This is a genomic window from Reyranella sp. (assembly GCF_965227665.1).
Classification (GTDB): Bacteria; Pseudomonadota; Alphaproteobacteria; order Reyranellales; family Reyranellaceae; genus Reyranella.
The window spans coordinates 4,803,509-4,821,906 of record NZ_OZ245767.1 but is presented as its reverse complement, the minus strand read 5'-3'; the positions used below and the strand labels follow the sequence as shown (position 1 = coordinate 4,821,906).

Sequence of the window (18,398 nt, the reverse complement as noted above, 5' to 3'; positions counted from 1 at the left end):
CGGGGCGTCAGGCCACCGCCTTGATAGTCTTCGCGGTGATCTCGACGATTTCGTCGATCTGGGCCTTCTCGATCACCAGGGGCGGCGACATGGCAATGGCGTCGCCAGACTGGCGGACCATCAGGCCCAGGTCGAACGCCTTGACGAAGGCCTTGTAGCCGCGCGTGCCGACCGCACCCTCGGGCGCCAGGTCGATGCCGCAGGCCATGCCCAGATTGCGGATGTCGGTGACGTTCGGCAGCCCCTTCAGCGAGTGGATGCCCTCTTCCCAGTAGGGCGACAGCTCTGCCGCCCGGGCGAACAACTCCTCGTCGCGGTAGATGTCGAGCACGGCCGACGCCGCGGCACAGGCCAGCGGATGGGCCGAGTAGGTGTAGCCGTGGAACAGGTCGATGGCGTTCTCCGGCCCGTTCATCAGCCCGTCGAACACGTGCTTGCGCACGAACACGCCGCCCATCGGCACGGTGGCATTGGAGATGCCCTTGGCGACCGTCATCAGGTCGGGAATCACCCCGAACTTGTCGGCCGCAAAGGACGCGCCGAGACGGCCGAAACCGGTGATGACCTCGTCGAAGATCAGCAGGATGCCATGCTTGTCGCAAATCTCGCGCAGGCGCTTCAGGTAGCCCTTCGGCGGCGGCAGGAAGCCGGTCGAGCCGGCGCAGGGCTCGACGATGACGGCAGCGATGTTGGAAGCGTCGTGCAGGCCGACGATGCCTTCCAGCGCGTCTGCGAGATGGGCGCCGTTCTCCGGCTCGCCCTTGGAGAAGGCGTTCTCCGGCAGATGCGTATGCGGGAGATGGTCCACACCCGGCAGCATCGCGCCGAACCATTTGCGATTGTTGACCATGCCGCCGACGGAAATGCCGCCGAAGCCGACGCCGTGGTAGCCGCGCTCGCGGCCGACGAAACGCGTGCGGGTGCCCTGGCCGTTGGCGCGATGATAGGCCAGCGCGATCTTGAGCGCGCTGTCGACCGCCTCGGAACCGGAATTACAATAGAAGGCGTGGTTGAGGTCGCCGGGCAGGAGGGCGGCGTGGCGCGCCGCCAGTTCGAAGGCCTTGGGATGGCCCATCTGGAACGACGGCGCATAGTCCATCTCATCCAGCTGCTTCGCGATCGCCGCCTTGATCTCCTCGCGGCCGTGACCGGCGTTGACGCACCACAGGCCGGCCGTGCCGTCGATGATCTTGCGACCCTCCGGCGTCCAGTAGTGAACACCCTTCGCCTTGGCCAACATGCGCGGGTTCTTCTTGAATTGCCGGTTCGCGGTGAACGGCATGAAGAACGCTTCGAGATTGTTGGCGGCAGGCGCGGTGTTCGACGGCGTCATCGGCAGACCTTCGGGTAAGTGAACTTGAGGTTACGCTATCACTTGTTGACGTCGACAACCACGCGGCCGCGTATCTCTCCTTTGAGGATTTTTGGGGCCAGCGCCATGAGATCGCCCAGCCCCGCCTCGCTCACGGTGCTGTCGAGCCTGTCGAGCGGCAGATCGGTAGCAAGACGACGCCATGCTTCCTCACGCGGCGCCTTCGGCAGCATCACCGAGTCGATGCCGTAGACGGAAACGCCGCGCAGGATGAAGGGCAGGATCGAGCCCGGAAATGATGGACCTGCCGCGAGACCGCAGACCGCCGCCGCGCCGCCGTACTTCACCTGGGCCAGGGCCTTGGCAAACATCACGCCGGAAACCGTGTCGACCACGCCGGCAAAGCGCTCCGCCAGCAACGGACGATCCGGCGCCTCGGTGAGTTCCTTGCGGTCCATGATCGTTGTGGCGCCGAGCGACTTCAGATACTCGCCCTCCTGGGGCCGGCCGGTCGCAGCGACCACGTTGTAACCCAGCTTGGCCAGGATCGCGACGGCGACCGAGCCGACGCCGCCGGCTGCTCCCGTGACCAGAATCTCGCCCTTCGCGGGGTCGATGCCGTGCTTCTCCAGGGCCATGACGCAGAGCATGGAAGTGTACCCGGCGGTGCCGATTGCCATTGCGTGCCGGGTCGAGAGGCCGGCCGGCAGCTTGACGAGCCAGTCACCTTTCACCCGCGCCTTGGCGGCATAGCCGCCCCAGTGCAGTTCGCCGACGCGATAGCCGTTCAGGACGACCTTGTCGCCGGCCTTGAAAGTCGCGCTCTCGGAGCTTTCGACGGTGCCCGCGAAATCGATGCCGCCGACATGGGGCCAGGTCTTGACCAGTCCGCCGCCGGTCGTCAGCACGAGGCCGTCCTTGTAGTTCAGGGTCGAATAGTCGACCGCAACGACCACATCTCCCGCCGGCAGCCTGTCCTCGGGCAGGGTTTCGATGGCGCCGCTGACCTTGCGGTCTGCACCCTGGGTCAGGACAAGTGCGCGAAAGGTCATGGGAGCTCCTCAACAAATGGAAGCCGCTGTCTAGCAAGGCCGCAGACGCTTAAACAGTCTCCGCGAAGGTCCCGTTTCGCCGGTCGTACCGGCGGGTCGGTCCGGCGGAGGAGGCAAACCAGAGTCTCGCGCAGCTTACTGACAAGCGATCCAAGACCAGCGGTGAACGCATCAATGAAGCGCATTCGACGCCAGCCCCAGTCCACCGAGCCGCTTTGGTCCGTCCCTCGCCTCATAATGCGGCTACTTGCCCAAGAATGAAGCACATTTGGAAAGCGCATGATGATTTGCACCGCTACGAGTGCGACAATGCAAAAAAGAGGCGCCGCGAATGCTTCGGGACTGATAAGGTAAACTGAGAATTTGATTATGGGGAGACAAGGGACGCTCATTGCGTACCGGTTGCATGTTCGGAACTTATCACCTCCCTGTCCTGTCGACTGTGCCACGTTCGGGCACCTGGTTCCTGCGTTACCTTTTCTCCTTTGTCTGTCACCTCGAACGGGGCGGCCGACTGGACGATCTGTTGACCGGCGAGGTCGTCGGCAATCCCAAGGGTCCGGCCTTCGACTTCGGCCGCTTCAGAGGCGGGCCACTGTTTCGCGTAGCCGGGACACTACCGACCGAGCACATGTTCATCGGTCATACGGTCTGTCCGGGCTTTCAGGACTTGCTGCCAGCCAGCCATTGGTGGCGACAGACCTCCTTTCACGTACCTGGCTACGACTGCCTCCATGAAGAAGCGAGCTACCGGCACACGCCCGTAGACCTCGCGACCTACGAATATGCCCCCGTCAAGGTGCCCGCGATGGAGCGTGCGGCGCGAAAGGGCCGCGGAGGACCGATCGCGCTTGTGTATCGCAACCCGATCGACCAGGCATATTCCTACTTCCGCTACTGTCAGGCGCATGTGAACCCGGCGTATTACCTGTTTCGTGGTCGCCCCGTCGCCGACATGTCCTTCCGCGAGTATCTTTTCGGCGCGGCACTGATCTCCTACGCCCGGCAGTTCATCACCTACCAAGTCCAGGCCGTCCGCCATCCCGACCTCGTGAAGTTGATTCCCTATGAGACCCTGATCGACCGACCGGTCGAAACTGCAAAGTACCTGCTGGACCACTTCTCCGGAACTCGGCGCGAATGGACGATGCTGCGCGCGGCCGTGCGGCTGGTTCGGAAGGAGCATATGCGCGCGATCGAGACCAAACTGGGCAACTCCCTCGATGGAACGCGCGATGGTCAGAGCAGCCACATGCGGGCATCCGAGGATACCGAGCGGGATCGCCTGGCCGATCCATCCATTCGCGACGAGGCGATCGCACGATTGGGCGAAATGGGTGTCGATTGCAGCCTCTTCGCGTGGCCCGTCCAACGTTCTGCGCCGCTGCGGCTCGCCCATCCCAACGACGGTCGCCCGATCCGGCAAGCCTCTGCCTGAGGTCCCGCCCTCACACCGGTCAAACCCACATTTAATCAGTGGTCATAGGGCGCTTGCCAAGCCGAGGGCTCGCCCCCAACTCTGACCGTCATGCCGTCCCATTTCAGCCTGCTGCCCCATCGCAGCGTCATCTCCGTCGCCGGCGCCGACCGCGTCGACTTCCTGCAGGGCCTGATCTCCAACGACACCCGAAAGGTCGCACCGGCTTCGGCCATATGGGCGGCGCTGTTGACACCGCAGGGGCGCTTCCTCAACGACATGTTCGTCGTCGACGCTGGCAACGACACCTTCTTTCTGGAGACCGAGCGCGAGCGCGCGCCGGCGCTCGCGAAGAAGCTCAAGATGTACACCCTCCGCTCCAAGGTCACCGTCGAGGATCTGGGGGCATCGCTGGAAGTCGCGGCGGTTTTCGGAGACGGCGCATCCCGGGCGCTCGGTGTGGGGGCGGCCTCGTTCACCGATCCTCGCCTCGAGACGCTCGGTGTGCGCGTGATCGCTCCGGCAGGCCAGGCGTCTGCGCTTCTCACAGCCCGCGGCTTCGAGGAAGCGCCGCTCGCCACCTATGACGCGCTGCGCCTGCCGCTCGGCGTGCCCGACGGCAGCCGCGATCTCCAAGTCGAGAAAGCGCTGCTTCTGGAAAACGGCTTCGACGAACTGAACGGCGTCGACTGGAAGAAGGGCTGCTACATGGGCCAGGAGCTGACGGCCCGCACCAAGTACCGCGCCTTGATCAAGAAGAGGCTCTTTCCCGTGCGAGTCGAGGGCGCCCTGCCCGAGCCTGGCACGCCGGTCCATCGCGATGGCGAGGAGGTCGGTGAACTGCGGTCCGGCACGGGCGACCGCGCCCTGGCCATGCTGCGGCTCGATGCGGCGCGCGGCAACGGGTCCCCGCTTACCGCCGGTGACGCTCGCATCGTGCCGGAAACCCCGCCGTGGATGCGCCTTCCCGATCCGGCGACCTCTGGCGGCTAAGGGCCACCGGCTTTAAGGTCCCTCCGCGCCGCCTGCGCGAGGAGAAGACCGTGAAGCTCATCAATCCCAATCCCTTCACAACACGACCGGAAATCGTCGGTACGTTCGGGGTCGTCACCTCCACGCACTGGATCGCGACGGCGGTGGGCATGGGTATCCTCGAACGGGGCGGCAACGCCTTCGATGCGGCCGTGGCCACCGCCTTCACCCTGCAGGTCGTCGAACCGCATCTCTGCGGTCCCGGAGGCGACGCACCGCTGATCCTGCACGACGTGCGACGCGGCAAGACCGAGGTCGTCTGCGGTCAAGGCCCGATGCCCGCCGGCGCGACCATCGCCCACTACAAGGGCCTCGGCCTCGACCTCATTCCGGGCACCGGTCTTCTGCCTGCCTGCATTCCAGGCACCTTCGATGCCTACATGCTGGTCCTGCGCGATTACGGCACAATGCGCCTGTCCGACGTGCTGTCGCCGGCCATCGGCTACTGGTTGAACGGTCATGCCATCGTCGAGCGCGCCACTGCGACCATCGCCACCGTCGCCGAGCAGTTCCGCACCCATTGGAAGACGTCGGCCGCGGTGTTCTTGCCGGGTGGCGATGTGCCGAAGCCGGGCTCGCTCTTCCGCAACCTCACGCTGGGCAATACCTATGCCCGCATCCTCAAGGAGGCCGAATCCGGCGGCGGTGGTCGCGAAGCGGAGATCGAGCGTGCGCGGAAAGCCTGGAATCAAGGCTTCGTCGCCGAGGCGATCGACGATTTCTGCCGCACGCAGGAGGTAATGGACGTCTCGGGCCGGCCCAACAAGGGCGTGCTGACCGGCCAGGACATGGCGAAGTGGCAGGCCACGATCGAAGCGCCCCTCACCTACGATTACGGTCGGTACACGGTTTGCAAGGCGCATACCTGGACGCAGGGCCCGGTGGTTCTGCAGCAGCTCGCCCTGCTGAAGGGCTTCGACCTCGACGGCATGGATCCAACCAGCCCCGATTTCATCCACCTGCAGGTCGAATGCCTGAAGCTCGCCTATGCCGACCGCGAGGTCTTCTACGGCGACCCCGCCTTCGTCGACGTGCCGATGGAGACTTTGCTGTCTGACGCCTACAACGCCGAGCGCCGCGAATTGGTCGACCCGGCCTACGCCTCGATGGAGCAGCGGCCCGGCAAGGTCGACGGTTTCGGCGGCGTGGTGAAGCTGCGCCGCGCCGACGGCGTGCGGCTCGGTGTTGCGTCGAGCGGCGCCGGCGAGCCGACGGTCGGCCGCGTCGGACAGACCAGCGGCGACACGGTCCATTTCGACATCATCGACAAGGACGGCAACATGATCTCGGCCACGCCCTCGGGGGGCTGGCTGCAGAGTTCGCCGGTCATTCCCGAATTGGGCTTTCCGCTCGGCACGCGCGGCCAGATGTTCTGGCTCGAGGAAGGGCTTCCGGGCTCGCTGGCGCCGGGCAAGCGGCCGCGCAGCACGCTCACGCCTACTTTGGCCCATCGCGACGGCAAGCCGTACATGGTCTGGGGCTCACCGGGCGGCGACCAGCAGGACCAGTGGGTCACGCAGCACTTCCTGCGCCACGTCCATTGCGACATGAACCTGCAGGAGGCGATCGATGCGCCGGCCTGGCACAGCGAGCACTTCCCCTCCTCCTTCTGGCCGCGCACCGCGCGACCGGGCGTGCTGGTGCTGGAAGGCCGGATTCCGAAGGAGACCGTGGACGAGCTCAGGAAGCGCGGCCACGAGGTCGAGGTGAACGACGACTGGTCCGAGGGCCGTCTCACCGCCGCCACGCGCGACGATCCGTGGCGCAAGGCCGCCGCCAACCCACGCGGCATGCAGGGCTACGCGGCGGGCCGATGAGTGCTTCCACGAAACGGGCGCGCGCTCGTCGATGAGTGAAGCGCTGCTGGAACTGCGCGGACTGACGGTCGACTTCGCCACCGACGATGGCGTCGTCCATGCCGTCGACGGCATCGATTTGGCGTTGGGCAGGGGCCGGACTCTCGGTCTGGTTGGCGAGTCGGGCTGCGGCAAGAGCGTCACGTCGCTCGCCATCATGGGTCTGCTGCCGCCGGAGAATTCGAAGGTCGGCGGCCAGGTCGTGTTCGAGGGGCGCGATCTGCTGACCCTCGATGCGCATCTGATCCGCGACCTGCGCGGCGCGCGGCTCGCGATGATCTTCCAGGAGCCGATGACCTCGCTCAATCCCTCCTACACGATCGGCGACCAGATCATCGAGGCGATCCAGCGCCACCAGCGCCTCGACAAGGCGGCGGCGCGGGCGCGCGCCATCGAGGTGCTTAAGCTGGTGCGCATTCCCTCGCCCGAGAAGCGCATCGACGACTATCCGCACAAGCTTTCCGGCGGCATGCGCCAGCGCGCCATGATCGCCATGGCGCTGGCCTGCGGCCCGCAGCTGCTGATCGCCGACGAGCCGACGACGGCACTCGATGTCACCATCCAGGCCCAGATCCTCGACCTGATGCGCGGCCTGCGTCGCGACACCGGGACCGCCATCATCCTGATCACCCACGATCTCGGCGTGGTGGCGGAAATGGCCGACGACGTGGCCGTGATGTATGCGGGGCAGATCGTCGAGCGCGCGGCCGTGCGCGATCTCTTCGCGCGTCCTGAGCATCCCTATACGGTCGGGCTGCTGGGCTCGATCCCGCGGCTCGACGAGAAGCGCGACCGGCTGCCCTCGATCGAGGGCCGTGTACCCGACATGACCCGGCCGCCTCCGGGTTGCCGCTTCGCCGCCCGCTGCCCCTTCGTCGAGCCGGCGTGCCTTGCCGCACCGCCTGCCCTCGTGGAAGTCGCGCCCGGCCACCTTTCACGCTGCCGTCGGGCCCCGCTATCGCAGGTCGTGGCATGAGCGGCGCCCTGCTCGAGGTTCGGGGGCTTCAGAAGCACTTCCCGGTGAAGAGCGGTGCCTTCGGCCTCGTCTCCGGCCATGTCCGCGCGGTGGATGGCGTCGACTTCCATGTCGACGCCGGCGAAACGCTGGCGATCGTCGGCGAATCGGGCTGCGGCAAGTCGACGGTCGGCCGTCTCGTTCTGCGCCTGCTGGAGCCGACGGCCGGCAGCGTCCGCTTCGAGGGCCAGAATCTTCTCGGCCTCCCGGAGTCGCGGATGCGCGCCCAGCGCCGGCACATGCAGGTGATCTTCCAGGACCCCTACGCCTCGCTCAATCCGCGCATGACCGTGGGCGCCATGCTGGGCGAGCCCCTGATGCTGCATGGGCTCGCCGCGACCGAGGCAGCAAGACGCGTGCGCGTCGGCGAGCTGCTGGAGCTGGTCGGCCTGCGGCCCGAGCATGCGCGGCGCTACCCGCACGAATTCTCCGGCGGCCAGCGTCAGCGGCTGGCGATCGCCCGCGCGCTTGCCGTCGAGCCGAAACTGATCGTGGCCGACGAGCCGGTTTCGGCCCTCGACGTCTCCATCCAGGCGCAGGTCATCAACCTGATGCGGTCGCTCCAGGCACGCTTTGGACTGGCCTATGTCTTCATCAGCCACGACCTTGCAGTCGTGAAGCATATCGCCGACCGCATCGCCGTGATGTATCTCGGCAAGATCGTGGAAACGGCGACAACCGACGAGCTCTTCCGCCACCCGCGCCACCCCTATACGCGCGCGCTGCTGTCGGCCGTGCCGCAGCCGGATCCGACCGTGGTTCGCGAGCGCGCCCTGCTGGAAGGCGACATTCCGAGCGCGATGAATCCGCCACCCGGCTGCCACTTCCATACGCGGTGCCTCTACGCCCGCGAATCGTGCAGGATCGATGCGCCGGAACTAACCGATGACGGCGCTGGTCACGCTACTGCCTGTCCGTGGTGGCCCGACCTTCCTCCCGCGCCCCCGCTCGCCGAGGGCACGGGCAATCGCGAAGACCGCACGCGGCTGGCCCGCCTGCAGGCGGCGTTCGTCACGAACCAAACGGAGGCAACATGAAAAAGACGTTTCGTCGCCTGACCCTGGCCGCCACCTTCATGGGCCTTGCCCTCTCCGGCGCGGCCGCCCAGAGCAACCTGCGCATCGGCCTCGCCGAGGACCCGGACGTGCTCGACCCGTCGCTCGCCCGTACCTATGTCGGCCGCATCGTCTTCTCCTCGATTTGCGACAAGCTGTTCGACATCGACGAGAAACTCGCGATCGTGCCGCAGCTCGCACTCGGCCACGAGACCTCGGCCGACGGCAAAACGGTGCTCATCAAGCTGCGCCCCGGCGTGAAGTTCCATGACGGCGAGACGTTCGACGCGGCCGCCGCCAAGTACAGCCTCGAACGCCACCTCAACATGAAGGGCTCGTTCCGCCGGCCCGAGCTCGCCTCCATCGAGTCGATCGAGGTCGTCGATCCCGCCACCGTCAAACTGAATCTCAAGGAGCCCTTCTCGCCCCTGCTGGCGCAGCTCACCGATCGCGCCGGCATGATGGTCTCGCCCAAGGCGGCGGAGGCGGCCGGCGACAAGTTCGGCCTGAAGCCGGTCTGCGCCGGCCCCTACAAGTTCGTCGAGCGGGTCCAGCAGGACCGCATCGTTGTCGAGAAGTTCGCCGACTACTGGAACAAGGACCAGGTCTTCATCGACAAGATCACCTACCTGCCGATCACCGACTCGACGGTGCGTCTCGCCAACCTGCGCTCGGGCAGCCTCGACATGATCGAGCGCGTGCTGGCGACCGACATCAAGACGGTGCGCGACAACCCCAAGCTCAAGCTCGTGACGGCGGTCGAGCTCGGCTATCAGGGCCTCACCATCAACCTGTCCAACGGTCCGAAGGCCGATACGCCGCTGGCCAAGGACGCCCGCGTCCGCCAGGCCTTCGAACTGTCGATCGATCGCGAGGCACTGAACCAGGTCGTCTTCAACGGCGAGTTCGTCGTCGGCAACCAGTGGATCAACCCGACCAACCCGTACTATCAGCAGGCTTTCCCGGTGCCGAAGCGCGACGTTGCCAAGGCCAAGGCCCTGCTCAAGGAGGCGGGCGTCACCGGCCGCATGTCGCTCGACCTCATGGTGCCGAACAACCCCGAGACGAGGCAGGTCGCCGAGGTGCTGCAGTCGATGGTCGCGGAGACCGGCTTCGACCTGAAGATCCGAGTCACCGAGTTCGCCACCTCGCTGAAGCAGTCCGAGACCGGCGACTATCAGCTCTATCTCATTGGCTGGTCGGGCCGCAGCGACCCCGACGGCAACTCCTACATCTTCCACGTCTGCGGCCAGCCGCAGAACAATTCCGGTTATTGCGACAAGGAGGTCGACGCCTGGCACAACGAGGCGCGCATCAAGAGCGACCCGGCCGAGCGCAAGAAGATCTACGAGAAGATCACCGCCAAGTACCTGCCCGAAGGCTCGATCAAGTACCTGTACCATCGCCGCGTGCTGGTCGCGCTGTCCGACCGGGTCGATGGCTACAAGCAGATGCCCGACGGGCTGATCCGCGTCGTCGGCGTCAAGCTCAAGTAAGACCGACCCTTGCTGACCTTCCTCTCCCAGCGACTGCTGCAGATCATCCCGACGCTCATCCTGGTGTCGATGCTGATCTTCGGCCTGCAGCAGCTCCTGCCGGGCGACCCGGCGCTGATCATGGCGGGAGAGGAGCGCGATCCGAAGGTGCTCGAGGAGATCCGCGAGCAGTACCGGCTGAACGAGCCAATCCCGGTCCAGTACTTCTATTGGATCAAAGGCGTGCTCTCCGGGAACCTGGGCGAGTCGATGCGGCTCAAGAGCTCGGTGTCGTCCCTGGTCGCCGAGAAGCTGCCGGTGACGCTGCAGCTCGCCGCCATGGCGCTGATCGTGGCGTTCGGCATTGGTATCCCGGCCGGTATCATCTCGGCGGTGAAGAAGGACACGGCCTGGGACTACGGCGCCAATATCTTCGCGCTGTGGGGCCTTAGCACGCCCAATTTCTGGCTGGGCATCCTGATGATCTTCCTGTTCTCGGTGACGCTCGGCTGGCTGCCGGCTTCGGGCTATGTCCGGCTGGGCGAGGACTGGCGCGCCAGCCTCGCCACCACGGTGATGCCGGCCTTCGTGCTGGGCAACGCGATCGCCGCGGTGCTGATGCGGCACACGCGCAGCGCCATGCTGCAGGCCATGGGCGCCGACTACGTCCGGACGGCCCGCGCCAAGGGCCTTTACGAGAGGCGCGTCGTGCTGAAGCATGCTCTGCGCAACGCCATGACACCGGTCATCACGTTGGGCGCGCTCGAGTTCGGCACGCTTCTGTCGGGCGCCGTCCTGACCGAGCAGATCTTCACGATCCCCGGCTTCGGCAAGCTGATCGTCGATTCGGTCTTCAACCGCGACTATGCGGTCGTGCAGGGCGTCGTGCTGGTGACGGCCACGACCTACATCGTGCTGAACCTGCTGGCCGACGTGGCGTATGTGCTCGTCAACCCGCGGCTGAGAGGCTGAATTCGATGACTGCCGCCGCCACCCTGGCCCCCGCCACCGCCGCCCAGGATGCGCGCGAGGAAAACCCTTGGGCCCGCGCCTGGCGCCGGCTCAAGCGGCGCAAGGGCGCGATGTTCGGCTTGGTCGTCGTTGTGCTCTTCGTGCTGGTCGCGATCCTGGCGCCGCTGATCTCGCCCTACGATCCGATCGCTACCAGCTTCACGCAGGTCCGCAAGCCGCCGTCATGGGCCCATTGGCTGGGCACCGACGAAGTCGGCCGCGACGTTCTGGCCCGTATCATCTGGGGCGCCCGCGCCTCGCTCAGCGCCGGACTCGTGTCGGTTGGCATCGCGCTCGGCATCGGCGTGCCGCTCGGCCTGCTGGCGGGCTATGCCGGCGGGTGGATCGACGCGGTCCTATCGCGCATCGTCGACGCGATGCTGGCCATTCCGTTCCTGATCCTGGCCATCGCGCTGGCCGCCTTCCTCGGACCGAGCCTCAGCAATGCGATGATCGCGATCGGCGTCACCGCCACGCCCGTCTTCATCCGGCTGACCCGCGGCCAGACCATCGCGGCCAGGGTCGAGGACTATGTCGAGGCGGCCCGCGCCGTCGGCAATCCGCACTGGCGCATCGCGTTGCGCCACGTGCTGCCCAACATCGTGCCGCCGCTCCTTGTGCAGGCCTCGCTCGCCATTGCCGGCGCGATCATCGCCGAGGCGGCGCTCTCGTTCCTCGGACTGGGCCAGCAGCCGCCATCGCCGTCCTGGGGCAGCATGCTGAACTCCGCCCAGCGCTTCATCGCCCAGGCACCATGGATGGCCTTCTGGCCGGGCTTCGCGATCTTCTTCGCGGTCCTGTCGTTCAACCTGCTGGGTGACGGGCTGCGCGACGCGCTCGATCCCCGGCACAAATAGCCGGGCGCCGGCGCCGCTCTCCGGAGGGTGCCTTCCTATACGAAGGTATAGCGTTACCAGACGAAGAGGCATTGCCGGGCAACCTTCGTAGTCTTGGCCGCCTGAAGCCGTGTCGACGATGCTGGCGGCACCCGAGACACAGGTCCCGGCTTCGCTGGTTCGAGAATGCCCAGACTCCTCTCACAGGCTCTTCGCGCTTCAGGTGCGCCCCTTCTCTTCGGCTTCCGTCTCTGGGCCGCCATCTGTCTCGCGCTGTTCATCGCGTTCTGGCTGGAGCTCGACAACGCGTCCTGGGCCGGGACTACGGCAGCCCTGGTCTGCCAACCGCGGCTTGGTGCATCCATGCGGAACGGCTGGTTCCGCGTCGTCGGCACCGTGGTCGGCGCTGCAGCGATCGTCCTGCTCTCGGCCGCCTTCCCGCAGGACCGAGCTGCCTTCCTGATCGGTCTCGCTCTCCTGTGCGGCGCATCCGCCTTCGTTGCTGCGCAGCTCGCCAATGCTTCGGCGCTTTCGGCTTCCCTGGTCGGCGCCACGGCGGCCATCGTGGCGGGCGGCGAACTGGGCGCCGTCGGCGGGCCAAATGGCCAGGCCTTCCTCCTGGCGGTCAGCAGAGCGACCGAGATCTGCATCGGAGTCGCTGCCGCGGGCATTGTGCTGGCATCCACTCATGTCGGCGTCGCATCGCATCGGCTGCACGAGCAGATCTCCGGCATTGCCGCCGAGATCAGGTCGCACGTGTCGAACATGCTGGTAAATGCCGGGGGTGCGCTTCCCGATTCGCAGTTGGTACGGCGCGATCTCGCCCGCAGGATCATAGGCCTCAACGCGCAGATCGACGAGGCTATCGGCGAGTCGTGGCAGGTCCGCTACAACGCGTCCCTTCTGCAGAGAGCGCTGGAGGGTCTGCTTCAGGCACTCATGAGCTGGCGCATTCTTGCTCTGCGCCTCTCCGCCCTGCAGGGCGATGTCGCAGCCCAGCAGGCGGGGCGCATTCTCCAGATCGCGCCGCAGTTCGCACTGGCGGACGCTCAGCCACAGCCCGCGGCAGCCGCGAGCCCGGATCGACGTGCGTATGCCTCAACCGCCCGCGCGCTGCTACGCGAGCCGGCGGCAAGCCCTTCCATGAGGCTTCTCGCGGACGAAACAGCCAGGATCATGGCGGGCTTCTGCCGTATGCTCGATGGTCTCGCCCTGCTGCGAGACGGACGGGTGCCCCTCACCTCGACACGAACGCGCCGACGGGCTCCATCGGACCTGCTGCCGGCGCTGGTTGCGGCCCTCCGCTCCTTCTCCGTGGTCCTGATTGCAGCAGCGCTCTGGATTGCCACGGCATGGCCGAACGGATCCACGGCGATCGTCTGGGCGGCACTGGCGACGGTCATTTTCGCGGCGGCCGGCGACGAGTCCTTCGCCCGCGTTTCGGCCTGGGCGCTTGGAACGGGGATGGCCGCGGGATGCGCAGCGGTGACGGCGTTCGCCGTTCTTCCGAACGTCCACAGTTTTGTTGGATTGAGCCTCGTCCTTGGACTCTACCTGGTCCCCGCGGGCGCGCTCAGCACCCTGCCGTTGAAGCCGCCCGTGTTCGGCGCAATGGCGACGCTTTTCGTGCCGCTGCTGAACCCCGAGAACCAGATGTCTTACGACACGCTGCAATTCTACAACGCGTCGATGGCGGTCGTGGTCGGTTGCTGCATCGGCGCGATGTCCTACCTGATCCTTCCCCCTGTTTCGCCGGCCATCCGGACACGCCGGCTTCTCCGCCTCACCCTCCGGGACTTTCGTTCGCTGTGCCGGCCCGACGCCGACGCGTCGCGCGAGGACTGGGAAACGCTGATGTACGGCAGGCTGGCCGCCATCCCGGATTCGGCAACGCCGCAGCAACGCTCCGAGATCCTGGCCGCCCTCTCGCTCGGCCTCACCCTGATACGGCTGCGGCGCGCGCTCCGCTCCCTCCCGTTGAATTCAGAACTCGGCGAGGCCCTGGCTTCGCTCGCTCATGGGGATGTCGCCGTTGCGCGCGATGACCTCCAGCGGGTCGACATGGCCCTCGCGCGACGCGCGTCAGCGCTCGGGCGCGCGACCGCCGATCGGACCCGCGGATTGCTGAAGGTGATGGACGACGGTCTGGCGCAGCAGGCCGCCTATTTCAGCGGAGGATCTCTTCAATGACGTTCAGCGAAGTGAACATCTTCGGAGTCTACGTTGCGCCCATAGCGGTGATGATGCTCGTGGCATGGCTCGCGACGCTTCTATTGCGCTGGTTGTTGATGCTGACCGGCCTCCTGCGCCACGTCTGGCATCCTTCCCTTTTCGCCTTTGCGCTTTTTCTCGTCGTCCTGTCGCTCATGGTCCTGAGCGCTCCTCTGCTGCGGGGAGCATGATGCCGGCGCGGTTCACACAGCTCGTACGAATCGCCGTGACGTTGGTCGTCGTGGCCGTCGCGGTCGGGCTGTCCTGGGCGATGTGGCGGGAGTACATGGGCACGCCCTGGACGCGCGACGGCGTGGTTCGCAGCTACGTCGTGACGATGGCCCCTCAGGTCGCCGGACAGATCGTCGGCGTGGCAGCCCGCGACAACCAGTTCGTGCACAAGGGAGATGTGCTCGTCACCGTCGATCCGACGAACTATCGAATCGCGGTCGAACTGGCTGAAGCTGCTGTGAAGCAGGCGGAGGTCAATGCGCAGAATGCGAACGTCCAGTCGGACCGGCGGGCACGGCTGAGCGCGGAAGCCGTTTCGAAGGAGGAGCAGCAGACCTTCGCGACCCGTGCCCTCGCCAACCAGGCCCAATACCAGCAGGCCGTCGCCAATCGTCAGCAGGCGAAGATCAATCTGGAACGGACCCAGATCCGGTCGCCCGTGGACGGTTGGGTCACCAACCTCCTCGTTCAACTCGGCGACTATGCCAACACCGGCGTCAACGTCCTGTCGGTCGTCGATGCGAATTCCTTCTGGGTCGACGCCTATTTCGAGGAGCCGCAGCTTTCCCGCATTCGAGAGGGCGCCCCGGTTCGCATGAAGCTGATGGGTTACGACGAACTCCTGCTCGGCGAAGTCGAGAGCGTCGCACGAGGGATCAACGTCGCGAATGCAAGGCCCGATCAACTCGGCCTTGCAATCGTCAACCCGATCTTCACCTGGGTGCGCCTCGCCCAGAGGGTGCCGGTGCGCGTTCGCATATCGCACGTCCCGGCAGGCGTCCGACTCGTTGCCGGGCTCACCGTGACGGTCCAAGTGGAAGAGGCGATGCCGGATCGCGACCGGCGCCGCTAGCTTCCCGGCCGCCCCGGGTCCGCCTAGTTGGGCAGGGACGTATCGATAATAGCGAAGGCCGGAACGCCACTGGTGAGGGTCGTGATCCTTTCCTCCACGAGCAACTGCGAGATGGCGAGGAAATGCACCAGTTCGCTGTCGCCCAGGCGCTCGGCCTCCTCGATCATGTCCCGTACCCCATGCCACACTCGAAACAGCGCCGCCGCCCGCTGCTTGTCCGAAAGCGGCGCACGACTACGCCGCCGCCGACTACTCGGTTCGACGATGATCTCGAACACATCCGTCATGTTTACCACCCTGTGTCCCTGGTTCGGGACGTCGCTCCCCTGCCTCCAGCATATCGCCGGTTGCCCCAGCGTACCCGAAAAAAAAGGGCTGGCGAGGGCGATCCGGCGTGATCGCTACCCGACCTTCGGGGGGCTCAGCGGCGATCGCCGCCGACCGGCAGGCCCGACGTATCGACCTGCGGTTCATTGCGCAGGCCGACCTGCTCGGGTGCGTCGGCATGCGGCAGCGGCTTGCTCGGATCGACGGGCCGAACCATTGCCACGAGGCGCTTCGGGCCCTTGCCGGTGTCTGCGGCGTCGAGGCGGCGCCAGCCATGCTTTTCCCAGTACTTGACATCCTGCGGCAGCGCCTGGGTGTAGAGAGTGCCGGCGCCGCGGCTTTCCGCAAGCTGGCGGCAGCGCTCGATCAGCAGCTCGCCGATGCCATGGCCCCGGAAGCGCTGCATCACCGCCAGCCGCTCCGGCATGGCGAAAGACTTGAACCAGCGCAGCCGAACGGTGCCCACCGGCTCCTCGCCGAGACAGGCGAGGATATGGGTGGCGCCGAAGTCGTGGCCGTCGAACTCCTCCGAATAGGGAATGTCCTGTTCGCCGACGAAACAGGCGGCTCGTACGGCAAAGGCCTGCAGCGAATCCTCCATCTTCATCGCGAGCTTGACCGTGACGGCCTGGCCGCCGATCGAAATCATCTTGTCGTTCATGTGTCTCACTCCCTTCAGCTCGTGCGCCGCTCGGTCCAACCGGCATGGGGATTCGACGCTCCCCGCTCCATCGACTCCTCCAGGACGCCGGGCGTGTCGAGCTGGTCTTCTGGCCGATTCAGGACCATCGGGTCGGTCAACACGGTCGGAGCATCCTCGCTGACATCGAGATCGCAGGCGAACGCGCCGTACTCGTGATCGGAGAAATGGAAGATCTTGTCGTCGACCTTGCGGAATCCGTCTTTCTCGAAGATCGGCCAGAGGCGCCGCTGGCCGTGCAGGTAGGCTTTGGGATAGCCCTTCTTGCGGCAGAACTCCTTGGCCCAGTGAACAAAGGGCAGGAACAGGCCGTACGACCTGTAGCGCTTCAGGATGATGGCCCTCTCCAGCTTGGCGAAGCCCGCAAACCACCGCACCCGAATGGAGGCCGCGGGCTCACCGTCGACATAGAGGATGAGGTGGCTGGCCGTATAGTCGTTGCCGTCATACTCTTCCCAGTATGGACACTGCTGCTCGCCCATGAACACGGCGGCGCGAAGCATGAAGCACTGCATCATCTCGTCGGATGTCGATGCGAGCTTGATCGTGATCTCGGGCCGATTTCCGAGACCCGTCGCAGTCTGTTCAGTCATTTCAGTTCCTCTCGGTCAAGACACCATTGTCGTTGCGGAAGCGTCGGCCGCCGGCCGAAACTGTCGGTAGATTCTGTGAAATCTGGTCAAGCACATCGGTCACGATGGGCGGCGTCATGCCCTTCGCACCGCGACGGATGGCGGTTGCCGAGACCTGGTCCCGGCGCAGGATGCACCAAGGGTAGATCCAGCCGCATTCGTCGGCGATCTGGCGAACCAGCATGCCGCCGAAATCGGTGCCATGGATGATGTGCAACCGGACACTGGGATGGCGCCGTTTGATCTCGGCAATCACCCCTTGGAAGCCCTTGCCGTAGTAGATGTCGGGATAGACCGCGACCTCGACCGTGTCGGCCATGCCGGCCTCGGCCAGCGCCAGCTCGATGAGCGCCACGCGCGTCTCCGGCGGCAGGAAGACGTTGCCCGTCGGGAAATAGTCGACATTGGAATCGGCCTTGTCGGTCTTCTCGTAGATCTGGAAGCCGTCCTTCAGCCGACCGACCCTGATCTCGCCCTTGCGGAAGGCATCGACGTGCAGCTTGGGGATGAGGACCGGATGGATGATGACCTTGTCCAGGCCACGCTGCTCGATGGCCAGGCGCAGCAGGGCGAGATGACTGTTGTGGAAAGGATTGAAGGTTCCGAAGAACAGTCCAATGCCGCCCTTCGGCGCCATGGCCGAGCGCAAGTCGGACAAAAGCCCGACCGCGAACAGGGCACCCCCCAGGCCGAAACCCGCCAGCAGGAAGGCCTCGCGCGCACCCGGTACGCCCGCCGTGCCCAGCCCGGCCAGGACGACATTGACAAGAATTCCGATCAGTGTGTTTCGGTTTGAGTCGCCCACGCCCCGCGCGACCAGATAGCCGCCGAGATACTGCGTACCCTGTGACGCCAGGGTCGTGACGACCGCCGCGCCGGCAATCCCGCCCACGGACGCCATCCCAAGCTGGTTGAGCGCACCCCCCCATAACATCAGCCAGAAAATCACCAGGTTGAACGCCAACTGCGGGGTGAACCGCCCAAGCCGGCCGGCCGTGACGAAGCCGAACTGGTTGTTGGCCCACAGTTCAGCCTTGTTACTGAGCTTTGCGTAACTCGGCAGGAACGCCCCAATGAAGAGTGACACGCAGATCAGCACGGGGTTAGCCCAACTGCCGTGCGCGTACGCATAGCTCAAGTATGTCAAAAGTCCGCCAAAGGCGGCCATGCGCGTCGATGGACTGCGCAGATAGCGGGTGAATTTGGCGGTCCAAACTGCCGCCCTCGCTGGTTTTTCATTTCCGCCGTTGGCAGCCAAGGGCAGCACTCCTCTCTCGTTGCGAGCAACTCCACCAGTGAAAGCAACCGCTGCGGCTGGTGAATGGCTGGCTTCGCAGGGTTTGGCGGGTCAGCTGCGGGGTCCTGAACCTCCCCGCGCCCAAA

General features: G+C 65.7%; 17 protein-coding genes. 11 read left to right on the top strand and 6 right to left on the bottom strand.

The window, feature by feature from the left end; genetic code table 11:
• Positions 1-7: 7 nt before the first annotated feature.
• The gene (locus tag ACO07I_RS23305; protein WP_422011607.1) at positions 8-1,333 is read right to left on the bottom strand and encodes an aspartate aminotransferase family protein; all 1,326 of its coding nucleotides are present in this window, start codon (positions 1,331-1,333) and stop codon (positions 8-10) included.
• 38 nt (positions 1,334-1,371) lie between these two features.
• Entirely contained in the window at positions 1,372-2,364 is a 993-nt protein-coding gene (locus tag ACO07I_RS23300) for an MDR family oxidoreductase (protein ID WP_422011605.1), read from the bottom strand.
• A 526-nt stretch (positions 2,365-2,890) separates the two neighbouring features.
• Here ACO07I_RS23300 and ACO07I_RS23295 point away from each other — a divergent pair.
• From ACO07I_RS23295 to ACO07I_RS23245, 11 genes are all read left to right on the top strand, one after another.
• Positions 2,891-3,802, top strand: coding sequence for a hypothetical protein (locus tag ACO07I_RS23295; RefSeq protein WP_422011603.1), 912 nt, complete (start codon positions 2,891-2,893; stop codon positions 3,800-3,802).
• 90 nt (positions 3,803-3,892) lie between these two features.
• Complete coding sequence (locus tag ACO07I_RS23290) at positions 3,893-4,774, top strand: YgfZ/GcvT domain-containing protein (protein WP_422011601.1); 882 nt, start codon at positions 3,893-3,895, stop codon at positions 4,772-4,774.
• Positions 4,775-4,824: 50 nt separating this feature from the next.
• Positions 4,825-6,630: a gamma-glutamyltransferase family protein gene (locus ACO07I_RS23285; protein WP_422011599.1), complete on the top strand. Its 1,806-nt coding sequence runs from the start codon at positions 4,825-4,827 to the stop codon at positions 6,628-6,630.
• A 31-nt stretch (positions 6,631-6,661) separates the two neighbouring features.
• Positions 6,662-7,645, top strand: coding sequence for an ABC transporter ATP-binding protein (locus tag ACO07I_RS23280; RefSeq protein ID WP_422011597.1), 984 nt, complete (start codon positions 6,662-6,664; stop codon positions 7,643-7,645).
• Positions 7,642-8,721 (top strand): ABC transporter ATP-binding protein, encoded by a 1,080-nt coding sequence (locus tag ACO07I_RS23275; RefSeq protein WP_422011595.1) that lies wholly within the window; start codon positions 7,642-7,644, stop codon positions 8,719-8,721. The genes ACO07I_RS23280 and ACO07I_RS23275 overlap by 4 nt, the downstream gene beginning before the upstream one ends.
• Positions 8,718-10,235 carry an ABC transporter substrate-binding protein gene (locus ACO07I_RS23270; RefSeq protein ID WP_422011593.1) on the top strand — a complete coding sequence of 506 codons (1,518 nt, stop codon included), beginning with the start codon at positions 8,718-8,720 and terminating at the stop codon, positions 10,233-10,235. Before ACO07I_RS23275 ends, ACO07I_RS23270 begins: the two co-directional genes overlap by 4 nt.
• A gap of 9 nt (positions 10,236-10,244) precedes the next feature.
• A complete protein-coding gene (locus ACO07I_RS23265) occupies positions 10,245-11,186 on the top strand; it encodes an ABC transporter permease (RefSeq protein WP_298307515.1) in 942 nt (313 codons plus the stop codon).
• Positions 11,187-11,191: 5 nt separating this feature from the next.
• Entirely contained in the window at positions 11,192-12,082 is an 891-nt protein-coding gene (locus ACO07I_RS23260; protein ID WP_422011590.1) for an ABC transporter permease, read from the top strand.
• Positions 12,083-12,247: 165 nt separating this feature from the next.
• Entirely contained in the window at positions 12,248-14,251 is a 2,004-nt protein-coding gene (locus ACO07I_RS23255; RefSeq protein WP_422011588.1) for an FUSC family protein, read from the top strand.
• Positions 14,248-14,463 carry a DUF1656 domain-containing protein gene (locus ACO07I_RS23250; RefSeq protein ID WP_422011586.1) on the top strand — a complete coding sequence of 72 codons (216 nt, stop codon included), beginning with the start codon at positions 14,248-14,250 and terminating at the stop codon, positions 14,461-14,463. Before ACO07I_RS23255 ends, ACO07I_RS23250 begins: the two co-directional genes overlap by 4 nt.
• A gap of 35 nt (positions 14,464-14,498) precedes the next feature.
• Positions 14,499-15,356 (top strand): efflux RND transporter periplasmic adaptor subunit, encoded by an 858-nt coding sequence (locus ACO07I_RS23245; protein WP_422011584.1) that lies wholly within the window; start codon positions 14,499-14,501, stop codon positions 15,354-15,356.
• Between the two features lie 23 nt (positions 15,357-15,379).
• Here the strand turns inward: ACO07I_RS23245 and ACO07I_RS23240 are convergent, their stop codons facing one another.
• From ACO07I_RS23240 to ACO07I_RS23225, 4 genes are all read right to left on the bottom strand, one after another.
• Positions 15,380-15,643, bottom strand: coding sequence for a hypothetical protein (locus ACO07I_RS23240; RefSeq protein WP_422011582.1), 264 nt, complete (start codon positions 15,641-15,643; stop codon positions 15,380-15,382).
• Between the two features lie 134 nt (positions 15,644-15,777).
• Entirely contained in the window at positions 15,778-16,344 is a 567-nt protein-coding gene (locus tag ACO07I_RS23235) for a GNAT family N-acetyltransferase (RefSeq protein ID WP_422011580.1), read from the bottom strand.
• A gap of 14 nt (positions 16,345-16,358) precedes the next feature.
• Complete coding sequence (locus ACO07I_RS23230) at positions 16,359-16,976, bottom strand: GNAT family N-acetyltransferase (RefSeq protein WP_422011578.1); 618 nt, start codon at positions 16,974-16,976, stop codon at positions 16,359-16,361.
• Position 16,977: 1 nt separating this feature from the next.
• Positions 16,978-18,273 (bottom strand): hypothetical protein, encoded by a 1,296-nt coding sequence (locus ACO07I_RS23225; protein ID WP_422011576.1) that lies wholly within the window; start codon positions 18,271-18,273, stop codon positions 16,978-16,980.
• Between the last annotated feature and the right edge of the window lie 125 nt (positions 18,274-18,398).